The sequence below is a fragment of the Cobetia sp. 4B genome (assembly GCF_018831605.1).
In the GTDB taxonomy this organism is placed as follows: domain Bacteria; phylum Pseudomonadota; class Gammaproteobacteria; order Pseudomonadales; family Halomonadaceae; genus Cobetia; species Cobetia amphilecti.
Window position 1 is genome coordinate 50,463 of record NZ_CP059843.1, and the last position, 14,604, is coordinate 65,066.

At 62.7% G+C, this 14,604-nt stretch carries 13 protein-coding genes; 10 read left to right on the top strand and 3 right to left on the bottom strand.

The window, feature by feature from the left end:
• Nucleotides 1–29: 29 nt before the first annotated feature.
• Nucleotides 30–215 (top strand): tautomerase family protein, encoded by a 186-nt coding sequence (locus tag H2O77_RS00225; protein ID WP_043331603.1) that lies wholly within the window; start codon nucleotides 30–32, stop codon nucleotides 213–215.
• Between the two features lie 290 nt (nucleotides 216–505).
• Here the strand turns inward: H2O77_RS00225 and serA are convergent, their stop codons facing one another.
• A complete protein-coding gene (serA, locus tag H2O77_RS00230; RefSeq protein ID WP_043331602.1) occupies nucleotides 506–1,756 on the bottom strand; it encodes a phosphoglycerate dehydrogenase in 1,251 nt (416 codons plus the stop codon).
• Nucleotides 1,757–2,077: 321 nt separating this feature from the next.
• Here serA and xseB point away from each other — a divergent pair, with 321 nt between their 5' ends.
• The 5 genes from xseB (at nucleotide 2,078) to H2O77_RS00255 (ending at nucleotide 8,074) form a co-directional block, all read left to right on the top strand.
• Nucleotides 2,078–2,362, top strand: a complete 285-nt coding sequence (gene xseB / locus H2O77_RS00235; RefSeq protein ID WP_043331600.1) for an exodeoxyribonuclease VII small subunit — start codon at nucleotides 2,078–2,080, stop codon at nucleotides 2,360–2,362.
• Nucleotides 2,362–3,294: a farnesyl diphosphate synthase gene (locus tag H2O77_RS00240; protein ID WP_054556401.1), complete on the top strand. Its 933-nt coding sequence runs from the start codon at nucleotides 2,362–2,364 to the stop codon at nucleotides 3,292–3,294. The genes xseB and H2O77_RS00240 overlap by 1 nt, the downstream gene beginning before the upstream one ends.
• 12 nt (nucleotides 3,295–3,306) lie before the next feature.
• Nucleotides 3,307–5,229: a 1-deoxy-D-xylulose-5-phosphate synthase gene (dxs, locus tag H2O77_RS00245; protein ID WP_215823665.1), complete on the top strand. Its 1,923-nt coding sequence runs from the start codon at nucleotides 3,307–3,309 to the stop codon at nucleotides 5,227–5,229.
• A gap of 239 nt (nucleotides 5,230–5,468) precedes the next feature.
• Nucleotides 5,469–6,098 carry a glutathione S-transferase family protein gene (locus H2O77_RS00250; RefSeq protein ID WP_215823666.1) on the top strand — a complete coding sequence of 210 codons (630 nt, stop codon included), beginning with the start codon at nucleotides 5,469–5,471 and terminating at the stop codon, nucleotides 6,096–6,098.
• 674 nt (nucleotides 6,099–6,772) lie between these two features.
• A complete protein-coding gene (locus H2O77_RS00255) occupies nucleotides 6,773–8,074 on the top strand; it encodes a DUF4172 domain-containing protein (protein ID WP_215823667.1) in 1,302 nt (433 codons plus the stop codon).
• 143 nt (nucleotides 8,075–8,217) lie between these two features.
• Here H2O77_RS00255 and H2O77_RS00260 read toward each other — a convergent pair whose 3' ends face one another.
• The gene (locus H2O77_RS00260) at nucleotides 8,218–9,042 is read right to left on the bottom strand and encodes a hemolysin III family protein (protein WP_215823668.1); all 825 of its coding nucleotides are present in this window, start codon (nucleotides 9,040–9,042) and stop codon (nucleotides 8,218–8,220) included.
• A 134-nt stretch (nucleotides 9,043–9,176) separates the two neighbouring features.
• Nucleotides 9,177–9,812 (bottom strand): GTP cyclohydrolase II, encoded by a 636-nt coding sequence (gene ribA, locus H2O77_RS00265; RefSeq protein WP_043331593.1) that lies wholly within the window; start codon nucleotides 9,810–9,812, stop codon nucleotides 9,177–9,179.
• 324 nt (nucleotides 9,813–10,136) lie between these two features.
• Between ribA and hemE the strand changes: the two genes are divergently transcribed.
• From hemE to H2O77_RS00285, 4 genes are all read left to right on the top strand, one after another.
• A complete protein-coding gene (hemE, locus tag H2O77_RS00270) occupies nucleotides 10,137–11,234 on the top strand; it encodes a uroporphyrinogen decarboxylase (RefSeq protein ID WP_215823669.1) in 1,098 nt (365 codons plus the stop codon).
• Between the two features lie 124 nt (nucleotides 11,235–11,358).
• On the top strand, nucleotides 11,359–11,745 hold the full coding sequence (locus H2O77_RS00275; protein ID WP_215823670.1) for a VanZ family protein: 387 nt from the start codon (nucleotides 11,359–11,361) through the stop codon (nucleotides 11,743–11,745).
• A 287-nt stretch (nucleotides 11,746–12,032) separates the two neighbouring features.
• Nucleotides 12,033–12,896, top strand: coding sequence for a polyamine aminopropyltransferase (gene speE, locus H2O77_RS00280; RefSeq protein WP_043331591.1), 864 nt, complete (start codon nucleotides 12,033–12,035; stop codon nucleotides 12,894–12,896).
• A 430-nt stretch (nucleotides 12,897–13,326) separates the two neighbouring features.
• On the top strand, nucleotides 13,327–14,352 hold the full coding sequence (locus tag H2O77_RS00285; RefSeq protein ID WP_215823671.1) for an amino acid ABC transporter substrate-binding protein: 1,026 nt from the start codon (nucleotides 13,327–13,329) through the stop codon (nucleotides 14,350–14,352).
• The last annotated feature ends 252 nt before the right edge of the window (nucleotides 14,353–14,604 follow it).

Sequence of the window (14,604 nt, forward strand, 5' to 3'; positions counted from 1 at the left end):
AAAGATCTGAACAACAAGGAGAGAAAACCATGCCAATGATTCGTGCAGAATTTCTGACGGGCAAGACACAGGAACAGAAGCGGGAGCTGGTGGAGGCGTTGACTCGCGAGACGGCTCGCGTGCTGGGTGTGCGTGAGCAGTCCGTCTGGGTGGTGTTGCAGGAAGTGGAGCCGGAAAACTGGGCCGTCGCTGGCACGCCATTGTCAGAGCGCTGAGAGAAGAAGTTTCAACTGGGCGCCTGTTCTCAACTATCTGATTTAGAAGGTGTTTTACGAGGGGCCAAGATGTTCCACGTGAAACACGCCCTTGGTCTTGGCCCGGCATTGCCAGTATATGGAAAACCGATTGAGGCATGACAGAGGCATGACAGAGGGGAGTGGGAAGCGGGGCACGGGATGATCAACGCGCTCGGTAATCCGGAACAAAAAAACGCCGCAGCCATTTCTGGCTGCGGCGTTTTCATTTGCCTGCCCTCTGCTCCACGGCCATGAAGCAGAGCACGGACTCAGTTCTCGAAATCAGCTTCCGAGTAGAGGGTCCGGATACGCAGGGTATGGTCGACGGTCTTGAGCGCTTCGAGCGCTTTCTTGCCGTAGGCCTTGTCGACATCGATGACCACATAGCCGACCGTGTTGTTGGTCTGCAGGTACTGGCCAGAGATGTTGATGCCTTCCTCGGACAGCACCTGGTTGATGCGTGACAGCACGCCCGGGACGTTGTCGTGGATATGCAGCAGACGGTGCTTTTCCGGGTGCGCCGGCAGGGCGACTTCCGGGAAGTTGACCGAGCCGATGGTGGTGCCGTTATCGGAGTAGGTCACCAGCTTCTCGGCGACTTCGACACCGATGTTTTCCTGGGCTTCCATGGTGGAGCCACCGACGTGCGGCGTCAGGATGACATTGTCGAACTCGCGCAGCGGAGACACGAACTCTTCGCCGTTGCCTTTCGGCTCTACCGGGAAGACGTCGATGGCGGCGCCCAGCAGCTTGCCGCTGGAGAGGGCTTCGGCCAGGTCTTCGATGACGACGGTGGTGCCGCGTGCCGCATTGATGAAGACGCTGTTCTGCTTCATCAGCGCGAACTGCTGCTTGCCCATCATCCACTTGGTGGAGGGGATTTCCGGCACATGCAGCGTGACGATGTCAGCGCGCGCCAGCAGCTCTTCCAGGCTTGCCACCTGACGGGCGTTGCCCATGCCGAGCTTGGTGACGGCATCGTAGTAGATGACGTCCAGGCCCAGGGATTCGCTGAGCACGGACAGCTGGGAACCGATGCTGCCGTAGCCCACGATGCCCAGCGTCTTGCCGCGGACTTCATGGCTGTTCTTGGCGGATTTCATCCACTGGCCACGATGTGCCTTGGCGCTCTTCTCCGGCACGCCGCGCATCAGCATGATGGCTTCGGCCAGTACCAGCTCGGCGACCGAGCGAGTGTTGGAGTAGGGCGCGTTGAACACGGGAATACCGCGCTTCAGTGCGGCTTCCAGGTCGACCTGGTTGGTGCCGATACAGAAGCAGCCGATGGCGGTGAGCTTCTCGGCAGCGGAGATCACGCGCTCGTTGAGCTGAGTGCGGGAACGAATGCCGATGAAGTGCACATCGCGGATCTTCTCGATCAGTTCTTCCTCGGCCAGCGAGGTCTGAAGCAGTTCGATGTTGGTGTAACCCGCGTTGAGGAAATTATCCACGGCGGATTGGTGGACACCCTCGAGCAATAGAATCTTGATCTTGCTCTTGTCCAGGGACGTCTTGGCCATTGTCGGATCAACCCTCTCGCCGGTCATGCCGGCGTTTCTGTTCGTTTGGTCTTTTTCATGACCTGCTGGCGTGTCACACCTCAAGAAAATGCCAGAGAAACAGCGGGGCGTGCTGTCAACAGGGGAGCAAAGAATATCACAGCCGACGGGGCCTCCGGATGAAATGTCCGCGTGCCGGGCATGAAAAATTCACAGCACAGCCGTTTGATGTGACTCTTCCTCCGTGCGCAGGGGGTGGGCAGCGTCGTGAAGCCCTTCGGGTTATACTGGCGCTCCACACAGAGACACCGGGCCCGCCCGGTCGGATGAGCGAGAGCACCCATGGCCGAAAAGGAAGTGCCACAGGATTTCGCCGCCACCCTGGCCCGTCTAGAAGGGTTGGTGACGCGGCTCGAAGCTGGCGACATGTCGCTGGAAGCGTCACTGGGCGCTTTTGAAGAGGGCGTGAGCCTGGCGCGCGAGGCGCAGCAGCGGCTCGACAGCGCGGAGTTGCGCCTGCAGGCATTGGTGGAAGGCCCGGAGGGAGCGCTGACGCCCACGGCGTTTACGGCGCCCGATGCCGCAGGCAGCATGGCGGGTGAAGCGGACGAGGAGAAGGACTGGTGATGTCAGGTGGATTGAATACGCAAGTCACGCCGACTGCATCGCAGGCCAGCGAGCTGATCCGCTCTGGACAGGCGCGCAGTGAGGCCGTGCTTGAGGCGTTGTTGACTCCCGGCAGTGCGGCGGTGAGTGAGCGTCTCGAGGACGCCATGCGCTACAGCGTGCTGGGTGGCGGCAAGCGTCTGCGCCCCGTGCTGCTGTATGCGGTGGGTCGTGCCCTGGGCTGCGATGAGGAGGCCGCTGACCGCGCTGCGCTGGACGCGGCGGCAGCGGCGCTCGAATTGGTGCATGCCTATTCGCTGGTTCATGATGACCTGCCGGCCATGGACGATGACGACCTGCGTCGTGGCCGTCCCACCGTGCATCGCGCCTTCGATGAGGCGACCGCCATTCTCGCGGGCGATGCCCTGCTGACGCTCTCCTTCGAAGTGATGGCGACGACCGGCCATGTACGGACACCTGCCCTGGTGCGTACCCTGGCCGAGGCCTCCGGGCGGCGCGGCATGGTGGCCGGTCAGGCGCTGGATCTCGAGGCGGTCGGGCAGTTCCGCGAGGTAGAGGCGCTGTCACGCATGCATGCCTACAAGACCGGCGCGCTGATTCGCGCCGCGGTCCGTCTGGGCGGATTGGTGGCAGTCGACGAGCAGGATTCGCGTCTTGCTGCCCTGGAGCGCTACGCTTCGGCTATCGGCCTGGCCTTCCAGATCCAGGATGACATCCTGGACGTGACGGGCGACACCGCAACGCTTGGCAAGACGGCCGGTGCTGACGCTGCGCGCGACAAGCCGACCTATCCCTCGCTGCTTGGACTCGAAGGTGCTCAAGAGCGAGCAGGTCAGCTACTGCAAGAGGCCCTGGATGCCCTGGCACCGTTGGGAGAGGCCGCAGAGCCACTCGCGGTGCTGGCGCGCTACATGATCGAGCGAGACCACTGATTCCTGACGCCTATGAAGCTGTTTGACGAGATACCTCAGGCGCGCCCCGCGACGCCACTGCTCGATGCGGTCGAGACACCTCAAGCGCTGCGCGCCATGAGCGCGGCACAGCTGCGCCAATTGGCTGACGAACTGCGCGCCTACCTGCTTTACAGCGTCGGCTGTACCGGCGGGCACTTCGGTGCCGGGCTCGGTGTGGTCGAGCTGACCGTGGCACTCCACCATGCGCTGGAAACGCCCCATGACCGTCTGGTGTGGGACGTGGGTCATCAGGCCTATCCGCACAAGATTCTGACCGGCCGTCGTGAAGCCATGTACAGCATGCGCCAGTACAACGGCCTGTCTGCCTTCCCCAAGCGTGCCGAGAGCGAGTTCGACACCTTCGGAGTGGGCCATTCCAGCACCTCGATCAGTGCGGCGCTGGGCATGGCGCTCGGCGCCCGCACGGCGGGTGAGTCACGGCGCGCCTGTGCGGTGATCGGCGATGGTGCCCTGACGGCTGGCATGGCGTTCGAGGCACTGGCGCATGCCGGGCACGTGAAGGCCAATATGCTGGTCGTGCTCAATGACAACGAGATGTCGATCTCCGAGAACGTCGGCGGCCTGGCAAGCTATCTGGCACGTATTCTGGCCAGCAAGCCGTATACCCAGATGCGCGCCAACGGCAAGCGACTGCTGTCGCCCTTGCCGGGAGCACTGGAGCTCGCCAAGCGTACCGAAGAGCACATGAAGGGCTTCATCAGCCCGGCGACGCTGTTCGAGGAGATGGGCTTCAACTACATCGGCCCCATCGACGGCCATGACCTGCCGGCGCTGGTGCAGACGTTGCGCAACATGCGTGATCTGGATGGCCCGCAGTTCCTGCATGTGGTGACGCGCAAGGGCAAGGGCTTCCTGCCGGCGGAGCGTGACCCGATCGGCTATCACGCCATCACCAAGCTCGAGAAGGCCGCGCCCCAGGCAGCCGAGCAGGCGCCTGCCGTCACCGACGCGCCGGCTCCCAAGCCGCAGAAATACTGCAGCGTCTTCGGCAACTGGCTGTGTGATGCCGCCGCCGCGGATGAGCGCGTCATCGGCATCACGCCGGCCATGCGGGAAGGCTCGGATCTGGTGCGTTTCTCGAAGGAATATCCTGATCGCTACTACGATGTCGCCATCGCGGAGCAGCACGCGGTGACAGTGGCAGCGGGCATGGCCTGTGAGGGCATGAAGCCGGTGGTGGCGATCTATTCCACCTTCCTGCAGCGTGGCTATGATCAGCTGATCCACGATGTCGCGGTGCAGAAACTGGACGTGACCTTTGCCATCGACCGTGCCGGTCTGGTCGGCGAAGACGGCCCGACGCATCACGGCAGCCTGGACATGTCATTCCTGCGCTGCGTGCCGGAGCTGGTGCTGATGGCGCCGGCCGATGAAGCCGAGTGCCGTGGCATGCTGAGCGCGGCACTGGCCCACCCCGGGCCTGCCGCGGTGCGCTATCCGCGCGGTACCGGGCCGGGGGTGGCCACCGATGCCGACCTGACGCCAATGGCGATCGGTCAGGGGGAATATCGTCGTCGTATCAGCGGCAGCCCCGAGGTGCGTGTCGCCATCGTCGCCGTGGGCAGCATGAACACGCCGGTGGCCGAGGTCGCCGAGGCGCTGGACGCGACCCACTTCAATCTGCGCTCCATCAAGCCGCTGGACCGCGAGGCACTGCTCGAGATCGCCGCGGAGCACGACCTGGTCGTGACCGTCGAAGAGAATGCCATCGCGGGTGGCGCGGGAGCCGGCGTGGCCGAGCTCTACCTGAACGCGGGACTGGCTCAGCCCATGCTGCTGCTGGGGCTGCCGGATGGCTTCGTCGAGCATGGCAAGCCGGTCGAGCTGCTGCGTGACTGCGGTCTGGATACCGCCGGCATCCGCGCCAGTATCGAGGCTCGCCTCGGCAGCTGATCCTGGCGACATGCAATACCGAAACGCCTGTGGATGACTCGAGAGTTCGAGTTGTCCACAGGCGTTTTTCGTTGCGTGACTGCCTGCGGCGAGATGGCGAAGGATGCATGGAAACTCCGCGACTTCCCGCCCATGCTGGATGACCATCAAGCCCTCTGCTCAAGCAGCCAGGGCCTGGCTGGCGCGAAAGCCGTCACCTGCGCCAGTCACCACTGCAACGCCACGGAGTGCGCCCGACCATGTTGACTCTCTATAGCTATCCGAATTCCCGCTCGCTGCGGGTCGCCTGGACGCTCGAGGAACTGGGGCTCGATTACCGGATTCATAGTCTGGATCTGAAGGCCGGTGAGGGGCACAGCCCTGAATACCTGGCCATTCATCCCGATGGCAAGGCACCAGCCCTGGTGGATGGTGAGCTGGCCCTGTTCGAGTCCAGTGCCATCTGTCGCTACCTGGCGGCGCGAGAAGGGCGCCTGCTGCCACAATCGCTGGCCGGGCAGGCCCAGATGGATCAATGGCTCAGTTTCCTGACCACCGAGCTTGAGCAGCCGCTGTGGACATTGGCCAAGCACACCTTCGCGCTGCCGGAGGACCAGCGCTGTGATGCCATCAAGCAGACAGCCCAATGGGAATTCCAGCGTGCTCTCAAGGCACTTCAGCGCCGCTTCGATGGTCAGGGCTGGCTGGTGGCCGATGAATTCAGTGTCGCCGATATCTTTCTCGCCCAGACCCTCAGCTGGGCGCAGATGGCCGGGCAACCTCTGCCTACCGTGCTTGAGCAATGGGGCGAAGAGGTGCGGGCGCGTCCTGCCTGCGAGCGGGCCCGCCAGCGCGAGCAACAGGCCGCCGAGGAGCGTCAGCAACACTGAGCCCTGTTGCCGGAAACGTCATCGAACGCCGCCACAGGCCAAGCTGACGGGCTGATCTGTCCTGCATGTTCTGCAATGAAGTCATGAGAGCGCTCTGAGAGCGCGCACACGCCACGAGGCGCCATCCTGATATCAGGGTGGCGCCTTTTGCGTTTCTGGGCCTTAGAGGCGCTTGCAGGACGCCTGACGAGGTTGAGGGGGCGCCCTGCTCGTTCAGCGGCGTCAACTGTCTGGGGCACGTCCCAGGCTGCTGGTGGCGGGCTGACTCAGGTCGGTTAGAGGCAGGCCAGTTCGAGACAGGTCAGTTCGAGACAGTGCGGCGCGAGGCAGGCCCTCGATCGAGGGCGGGTTTCAGGCATCCGGTGGTGAATGATGCGCTGTTGAATCTTTTGTGTATCTATTAATGATTCGGTAATTGGTTGTTTTCGTCATGGTGGTCAAGTGTTGATCGTGATGAGGTCGAGGGCAGCACTCATGCGATGTGAGTGGCGACATATCCGATGGAAATCATGGGGTTGAGAGGTTTATTAGATTTTCATGACATGATATTGATCAAAGCAAAAGCGATGATCGCATCTTGCCTATCTTGCGCATCACTCAATGATTCGATATGTGGTTTATTGCGGATCTTTTTGATAAGATGTTGATGAAAACCTCAATGGGAATAACAACTTATGTGGATCTGGCAGCAGCCTGACTGGCCACGGGGGCGGTTGGAGGTCATGCCCTTGATGGGGCAGTTGGCGGCGACCCAGGCGGTGATGTCGCCGCTGGTCGCTCAGGGGCAGAATCTCTATCCCCGACAACGCCTGCGTCTCGAGGCGACGCTCCTCAGCGAAGAGATGGAAGCCAGTGCCCAGCTGTCCGGCGTGGTGCTCGGGCGGGCGGCGTTGCGTGATGCGCTGTATCAGGCGCTGGGGTTGGAGTCCGGCCATCAGGAGTCACCGCGCGGGCCGGCGCCTGGCGTCGACGTCTTCGTGGATGTGACGCTGGAAGTCGTGCGTACGGCATTCCAGCCGCTGACCCGCCAACAGGTGCTCGAGTGGCATCGGCGTCTGGGGCCTTTCCTGCCGCGCAGCAGTGGTCAGCCACTCGGTGCATGGCGCGAGGCGCGCTACGAAGCCGTCAGCGGTCGTTATGGCCTCAAGCGCTTGCGCTATCGCGCCCCGGCGGAGAACCCCGATGCGCTGGACCGGGAGCTGGATGTCTTCTGGCAGCGTCTGGCGATGGAAGAACCGGATGTGGATAACTCAGGGGTGTTGAATGCCCTGCAGCTGCATGCGCACTGGCAGGCGCTGGCACCGCTGGCCTTGGGCAACGGCTTGATCGGGCGCTTGCTGCTGATGCGCTGGCTGACACGAATCGATGCCCTGGCCGCGTTGCAGCAGCAGGGCGAGTTTGTCGGCAAGGTCGCCGAGCGCTGGGAGCCGGAAGCGCTGGAGCAACTCTGCTGGCGCCGCCAGGCGCTGTTCTCTGTGGTGCTCGAGCATCAGGATGAATTGCGCGAGCTGGAGCAGCGTTATCTCGGCAAGCCTCAGACCTCGGCCAGCGGCCATCAGCTGCCGCCGCAGCTGGACCGCGCGCTCAATGGTGAGGTGGAGGATGCAGCGCCCGGTGACATGAATGTCTGGGCCGAGTGGTGGCTTTTGCGTCTGCGCGACGCCGGTCGTCGGACGGCCTTCCATTACCAGCGCGTCCAGCGCGCCGAGCGACTGTGGCTGGAGCACGCGCGTACGCCGCTGAATGCCCGCCAGCGCGAGCTGGTACTGACATTGTTGGAGCGAGATGACGAAGAGGGCGTGGGGCGCGCCGAATACCGCGCCCTGGTCGATACCTCCGACCCTACCGCCGCCCGCGATCTCGCCGACCTGACCGCCAAGCAGGTACTGGAAAGTTACGGTGTCGGGCGTGGCACCCGGTATCGCTTGCCGGTCTTCGCCCCTCAGGGAGATAGCCCTGTGAGAGACGAGCCCTGAAGCGTCAAAAAATCGCGAAAAAAAGCGGGAAGGGTCATGACGACCCTTCCCGCTTTTTTGAGGTGGCTTGCCGGTGTTCTCAGTGCCGTGTTCTCAAGCCGGTGTGCTCAAGAGCGCCGGCCAGCATGGCGGCCCCGATCACGTCACACGGAATACGGCAGCACTGCGGTATAGATGGCGAAGAAGTGGCAGGTACTGCCGCCAAGCACGAACAGGTGCCAGATGGCGTGGTGATAGCGCAGGCGCGTCATCAAAAAGAAGATCACGCCCAGGGTATAGGTGATGCCACCGGCGACCAGCAGGATGAGCCCCGTCTCGGAGAGCTTCTCGACCAGCATCGGCGAGGCGAACACGATCAACCAGCCCATCAGCAGATAGACGCTCACGCGCAGGGCACTGAAGCGTTCAGGCCAGCGCAGCTTGAGGAAGATGCCGCCCAGCGCGAGCGACCAGATGATGGCGAACAGCGTCCAGCCGGTCGGGCCGCGAAGATTGACCAGCAGGAAGGGCGTATAGGTGCCGGCGATCAGTAGATAGATGGCGCAGTGATCCAGCAGCTGGAAGGCATATTTCAGGCGTGGGTGACGGATACCGTGATAGAGCGTCGAGGCCGCATACAGCACCACCAGGGTCAGGCCGTAGAGGCTGACGCTGACGATCTTCCAGGGGTCGACTTCGGCGGCGAGACTGGCCATCACGATCAGCACGATCATGCCGACGAGGCCCATGACGGCGCCGATGCCGTGGCTGGCGCTGTGCAGCCATTCCTCCAGCCGGGTATAGAGAGCAGGCGTCGCGGAGGTGTCGCGTGAATCTGCGTCATCGGCAGGCGATGCGCTGGAAGAGGGGGATGCCTGAGGAGGTGTCGAGGCGGGCCGTGTTGACGAAGGCTGTGATGACTGAGGTTGCGATGAAGAAGGCTGTGATGAAGAAGGCTGTGATGATGCAGCTGTTGAGTCTTTGCGCATGGCGATGTCTCCGGCGCGGGTTCGACTCCAGCCTACTCCCTGGCGGGTGACGTCGTCATGTCACGCTCGCTGCGCCAGCCAGTCAATTTGCCTATAAAGGAAGGGGGAACCCATCAGGCTCCCCCTGCGCGCGGCTACTCGCTGCGCTCGATATCCACGTCGCTTGCCTGGGTGAAATCATCCAGTGCCATCATGTGGCCCAGCTTGCCCGCCTTGGTCGAGAGATAGTGCTCGTTGTGCGGATTCAGGCCGGTGGTGATCGGCTGCCGCTCACTGATGGTGACACCATCACGGGTCAGGGCATCGACCTTGCGCGGGTTGTTGGTCATCAGCTTGAGAGTGCTGACGCCGAGATGCTCCAGCATCGGCACACAGATATCGTAGCGGCGCATGTCAGCCCCGAAGCCGAGGCGCTCATTGGCTTCGACGGTATCGGCGCCGCCATCCTGCAGCTCATAGGCGCGAATCTTGTTGAGCAGGCCGATGCCGCGGCCTTCCTGACGCAGATAGAGCAACACGCCGCGGCCTTCGGCGGCAATGCGCTTGAGCGCTTCCTGCAGCTGATAGCCGCAGTCACAGCGCATCGAGAAGAGGGCGTCGCCGGTCAGGCACTCGGAATGCACGCGGCCCAGCACCGGCGCGCCGTCATCGATGTCGCCCAGAGTCAGGGCGATGTGGTCCTTGCCGGTGGTCTCATCCTCGAAACCGTGCATGGTGAAGGTCGCCCAGGGCGTTGGCAGCCGCGAGGCGGCGATGAATCGAATGGTCACTGTTCACCTCGAACGCCCGGACAATCGCCGGGCTGAAAAAGCGCGGGCATGCGGTGGTCCGGCAATGTCTCGATGAGTCGCTCGAGATACCGGCGGCCAGCATGCAGTCATGTGGCGAGTTTACCAGTCTGTGGCCGATGACTCATCGCTCTGTATGGAAAAGCGTTGTTGCCGCCACCACCACAATGGTCGGATGACGCCAGCAAAGGAACTATAAAGGTGGGGCGATTTGCCAATGCATTTGTTGCATCACCACGATGGGCGGGATTTTTCTCAGGCTCTGATAGAATGCCGAGACATTCCCCGAGCTGATGTGTGATTCCGATGACCTTGAAGAATGATCGCTTCCTGCGCGCGCTGGCCCGTCAGCCGGTCGACCGTACTCCCGTCTGGATGATGCGCCAGGCTGGCCGCTATCTGCCGGAATATCGCGAAGTCCGCGGTCAGGCCGGTGGCTTCATGGACCTGTGCATGGACACCGCGCGTGCCTGCGAGGTGACGCTGCAGCCGCTGGAGCGCTTCCCGCTGGATGCCGCCATCCTGTTCTCCGACATCCTGACCATCCCGGATGCCATGGGGCTGGGCCTTTACTTCGAGACTGGCGAAGGCCCGAAATTCCGCAAGACAGTGCGGACTGCCGAGGAAATCGCGGCGCTGAGCGTGCCGAATGTCGAGCGTGATCTCGATTACGTCATGCGTGCCGTGTCCACCATCCGCCGTGAACTGAACGGCCGCGTGCCGCTGATCGGTTTCTCCGGCAGCCCGTGGACACTGGCCACCTATATGGTCGAGGGCGGTTCCAGCAAGGACTTCCGTCACGTGAAAGGCCTGATGTATTCCAATCCGGAAGCCATGCATCAGTTGCTCGACACCCTCGCGCAGGCCGTTACCGACTACCTGAACGCCCAGATTGCCGCGGGTGCTCAGGCGGTGCAGATCTTCGATACCTGGGGCGGCACCCTGTCCACGCCGGCCTACCTCGAGTTCTCGCTGCGCTACATGGAGCAGATCGTCGCTGGCCTCAAGCCGGACAGCGAAGGCAACCGTGTGCCGGTGATCCTGTTCACCAAGAATGGTGGCCAATGGCTCGAACACATCGCCGCCACCGGCTGTGATGCCGTCGGCCTCGACTGGACCACCGAGATGTCCAATGCGCGTGAGCGTGTCGGCCATCGTGTGGCTCTGCAGGGCAACCTGGACCCGAATGCGCTGTTCGGTACGCCGGCCGCCATTCGTGCCGAAGTCGCGCGTATCCTCGACAGCTACGGCCAGGGCCCGGGCCACATCTTCAACCTGGGGCACGGCATCAGCCAGTTCACCGACCCGGGCAACGTCAATGCCCTGATGGATGCGCTGCACGAGCTGAGCCCGGCCTACCATCAGGATGACGCCGCCAATGCGACACCGGTCGCCCGCGGCTGATGGGAGAGCCCGTCATGGTCTTCTCTGCTGCCACCCCTGTTGCTGCCTATAGAAGGTGGCAAGTAGCAGTGCAGCAAGCAGAAGGGCAGCAAGCAGAAGGGTGCCGGGCAGCGGGGGTGTCAGCATGACGCCGGTCGAGCAGCGTCTCATCCCGCGCCGCGGTTGGGCCTTCGTGGCGCTTCTGTGTCTGTTGCTGATCCTGTTCGGCACGCTCTCCCCGGGCGTGCCGCATCCGGAGCAGACCTTCCCCTGGGACAAGCTGCAGCATTTCTCCGCCTTCGCGTTGCTGGCGCTGACGACACGGCTGGCGGGCTTGACCAGCTTGATCATCCTGCCGCTCCTGCTGCTGCTGGGCGTCGCCATCGAATGTCTGCAGCTGGCGATTCCCTATCGCGGCGCTGAGGTGCTGGATGCGCTGGCGGACCTCGCCGGCATCCTCATCGGGCTGGGAGTGTTTCAGTGCGTCAGACTGATTCTCCATCTGGTCCGCCTCGGGCCGGCTTCTCGCTGAGCCTCTCCCCCGGGCCGCGTGTCATCGATACGCGGCCTGTCTGAAATTGTCATGCATCAACACTTTCCACTCCGGCCGTCTTTGGCTATGGTGCAGCGCCTGCGCCATGTTGGCGCTTGCCCGGCATGTCGCGTATCACGACATCACGCCGCGTGGGCGTCATGCGGGCCGTGAACTGCCGGCCTGACGCTGGCGCAGTGCTGATTGGCGCAATTTCCGATGGCCATCGTGCCGTCTCTATCCATACCTTGATATCCCGTCTGTGATATCCAATGCGAGGGTCCCCCATGACCGAACGTCTCGATGGCTCCTGGTTTACCGAAATCTTCGATCGCCACGGCAGCGCCTTCTCGCTCAAGGTCAGCCACAAGCTGCATGACGAGCAGACCCCTTATCAGCACCTCGAAGTCTATGCCACCGAGACCTACGGCAACCTGATGGTGCTGGACGGCTGCGTGATGCTGACTGACCGTGACAACTTCCTCTATCACGAGATGATGTCGCACCCGGCGCTGTTCGCTCATGCAGACCCCAAGCGTGTCGTCATCATCGGCGGTGGCGATTGCGGCACCCTGCGTGAGGTGCTCAAGCACCCGGGCGTGGAGAAGGTCACCCAGATCGATATCGATCCGGCGGTCACGCGTGCCTCCGAGCAATTCTTCCCGGCGCTGGTCGAGTCCAATGACGACCCGCGCGCCGAGCTGCTGTTCGAGGATGGCGTCAAGTGGGTCGACAACTGCCCGGATGAGAGCATCGACGTGCTGATCGTCGATTCCACCGACCCGGTCGGCCCGGCGGAAGGTCTGTTCAAGACCGACTTCCTCAAGCGCTGCCATCGTATCCTCAAGCAGGGCGGCCTGATGGTGCAGCAGAGCGAGTCTCCGCTCTATCACACCGATTCCATCATCAAGGACCTGCGCAATGACATGGGCGAAGCGGGCTTTGATAGCGTCGCGACCCTGCCGTTCCCGCAGCCGGTGTATCCGTCCGGCTGGTGGAGCTGCACCCTGGCGGGCAAGGGCTGTGACGTGAAGTCATTCCGCGAGGAAGATGCCGCTGCCGCCACCTTCGCGCGTGACTTCTATACCGTCGAAGGCCATCGCGCCGCCCTGGTGCTGCCGCCCTTCATGCAGCGCCTGCTGGAGAAGTGATTTGCATGCACCTTGCAGTGGCAAGGGAGTCCCGTCAGGCACGAAAACGTGCCTGACGGGATGAACAAGCGTTGAGTCAGGCAGACCGAGACATTGGTCGCAATCTGCCACTCGCGCCACATCGCTGCACCGCCAACGGCCGTTTCGCAATGAAACGGCCGTTTTTATTTTGCACCGATATGAGGCGAACTGGTCTCGCCATGAGCCTAACTGCGCGGCAATCGCGCGGAATGATCCGCCGCCTCACTCCGAGGCTTTGGCCTATATCACTGGGTTTTAGCGCTTTTTTCAGCGTTGAACACAGCGGATCACGCGATAGGCGGAAATTGGAACGCGGCTTGCTATTGTCGGTAGGTGCCATGCAATGCATTGCACCACTTCTGACTCGAGGCTGATCGAGCGGACTCCAGACTTTCGCGAGGGAATCACGATGCATAACAACAAGAAGCCACTGCTGATCGCTAGCGCCGCTGTCCTGGCCGCCTCCATGGCGACAGGCGCCAGTGCCGCTACCCTGGATAGCGTCAAGGAAAAGGGCTTTGTCCAGTGTGGCGTCAGCACCGGCTTGCCGGGCTTCTCGGCACCGGATGACGCCGGTAACTGGCAGGGCCTCGATGTCGACGTCTGCCGCGGCGTCGCGGCAGCCGTGCTGGGCGATGCCAGCAAGGTGCGCTATGTGCCGCTGACAGCCAAGGAGCGTTTCACCGCGCTGCAGTCCGGCGAGATTGATGTCCTGTCCCGCAACACCACCTGGACGGCGACCCGTGACACCTCACTGGGCCTCAACTTCGCTGGCGTGAACTATTACGACGGCCAGGGCTTCATGGTCAGCAAGGACCTGGGCGTCTCCAGTGCCAAGGAGCTGGACGGGGCAGCCGTCTGCATCCAGTCCGGCACCACCACCGAGCTCAACCTGGCGGACTACTTCCGCCTGAACGACATGTCCTTCGAGCCGGTCGTCTTCGATACCTCCGACCAGACCGTCAAGGGTTTCGAAGCCGGTCGTTGTGACGTCCTGACCTCCGACCAATCCCAGCTCTACGCGCTGCGTATCAAGCTCTCCGATCCGGCGTCTGCGATGGTGCTGCCGGAAGTCATCTCCAAGGAACCGCTGGGCCCCGTCGTCCGTCAGGGCGATGACCAGTGGTTCAACATCGTCAAGTGGACCCTGTTCGCCCAGATCAACGCCGAAGAGATGGGGCTGAGCTCCGACAACATCGAAGAGAAGAAGTCGGACACCAACCCGAACGTCGCGCGCCTGGTCGGTGCCGATGGCAACTACGGGGAAGCCATGGGGCTGCCGGCTGACTGGGCCTACCAGGTCATCAAGCAGGTCGGTAACTACGGCCAGGTGTTCGAGCGCAACGTCGGTACCGGCTCCGCACTGGGTATCGAGCGCGGCTTGAACGCACTGTGGACCGATGGCGGCGTCCAGTACGCCCCGCCGGTTCGCTGATGCGCGGGCTCGCCCTGTACTGCGGGTGGGCCTTGCCCCTCATGACAGGCTGAGCAAGGACGCTGGCCAGGGGGAGTGAGCGTCTTGCTCCACTTCCTCTGGCCAGCGTCATGTGGGGCCCGGCAACAAGAGGCCCCGCCCAGCGGCTTAGCTTATGTGCCCCAGCCTGTGAGGCCCAGCCTGTTCCTCGTGACCCATTCATCGAGTGCCGAGAGATAACTGATCTGCCGTTCGATAGGACGGCAGGCGGAA

What these genes read in the sequence shown, in the direction of transcription:
- H2O77_RS00225 (WP_043331603.1), top strand. Translation starts at nt 30, where the DNA reads ATGCCAATGATTCGTGCAGAATTTCTGACGGGCAAGACACAGGAACAG.
- serA (WP_043331602.1), bottom strand. Translation starts at nt 1,756, where the DNA reads ATGGCCAAGACGTCCCTGGACAAGAGCAAGATCAAGATTCTATTGCTC.
- xseB (WP_043331600.1), top strand. Translation starts at nt 2,078, where the DNA reads ATGGCCGAAAAGGAAGTGCCACAGGATTTCGCCGCCACCCTGGCCCGT.
- H2O77_RS00240 (WP_054556401.1), top strand. Translation starts at nt 2,362, where the DNA reads ATGTCAGGTGGATTGAATACGCAAGTCACGCCGACTGCATCGCAGGCC.
- dxs (WP_215823665.1), top strand. Translation starts at nt 3,307, where the DNA reads ATGAAGCTGTTTGACGAGATACCTCAGGCGCGCCCCGCGACGCCACTG.
- H2O77_RS00250 (WP_215823666.1), top strand. Translation starts at nt 5,469, where the DNA reads ATGTTGACTCTCTATAGCTATCCGAATTCCCGCTCGCTGCGGGTCGCC.
- H2O77_RS00255 (WP_215823667.1), top strand. Translation starts at nt 6,773, where the DNA reads ATGTGGATCTGGCAGCAGCCTGACTGGCCACGGGGGCGGTTGGAGGTC.
- H2O77_RS00260 (WP_215823668.1), bottom strand. Translation starts at nt 9,042, where the DNA reads ATGCGCAAAGACTCAACAGCTGCATCATCACAGCCTTCTTCATCACAG.
- hemE (WP_215823669.1), top strand. Translation starts at nt 10,137, where the DNA reads ATGACCTTGAAGAATGATCGCTTCCTGCGCGCGCTGGCCCGTCAGCCG.
- H2O77_RS00275 (WP_215823670.1), top strand. Translation starts at nt 11,359, where the DNA reads ATGACGCCGGTCGAGCAGCGTCTCATCCCGCGCCGCGGTTGGGCCTTC.
- speE (WP_043331591.1), top strand. Translation starts at nt 12,033, where the DNA reads ATGACCGAACGTCTCGATGGCTCCTGGTTTACCGAAATCTTCGATCGC.
- H2O77_RS00285 (WP_215823671.1), top strand. Translation starts at nt 13,327, where the DNA reads ATGCATAACAACAAGAAGCCACTGCTGATCGCTAGCGCCGCTGTCCTG.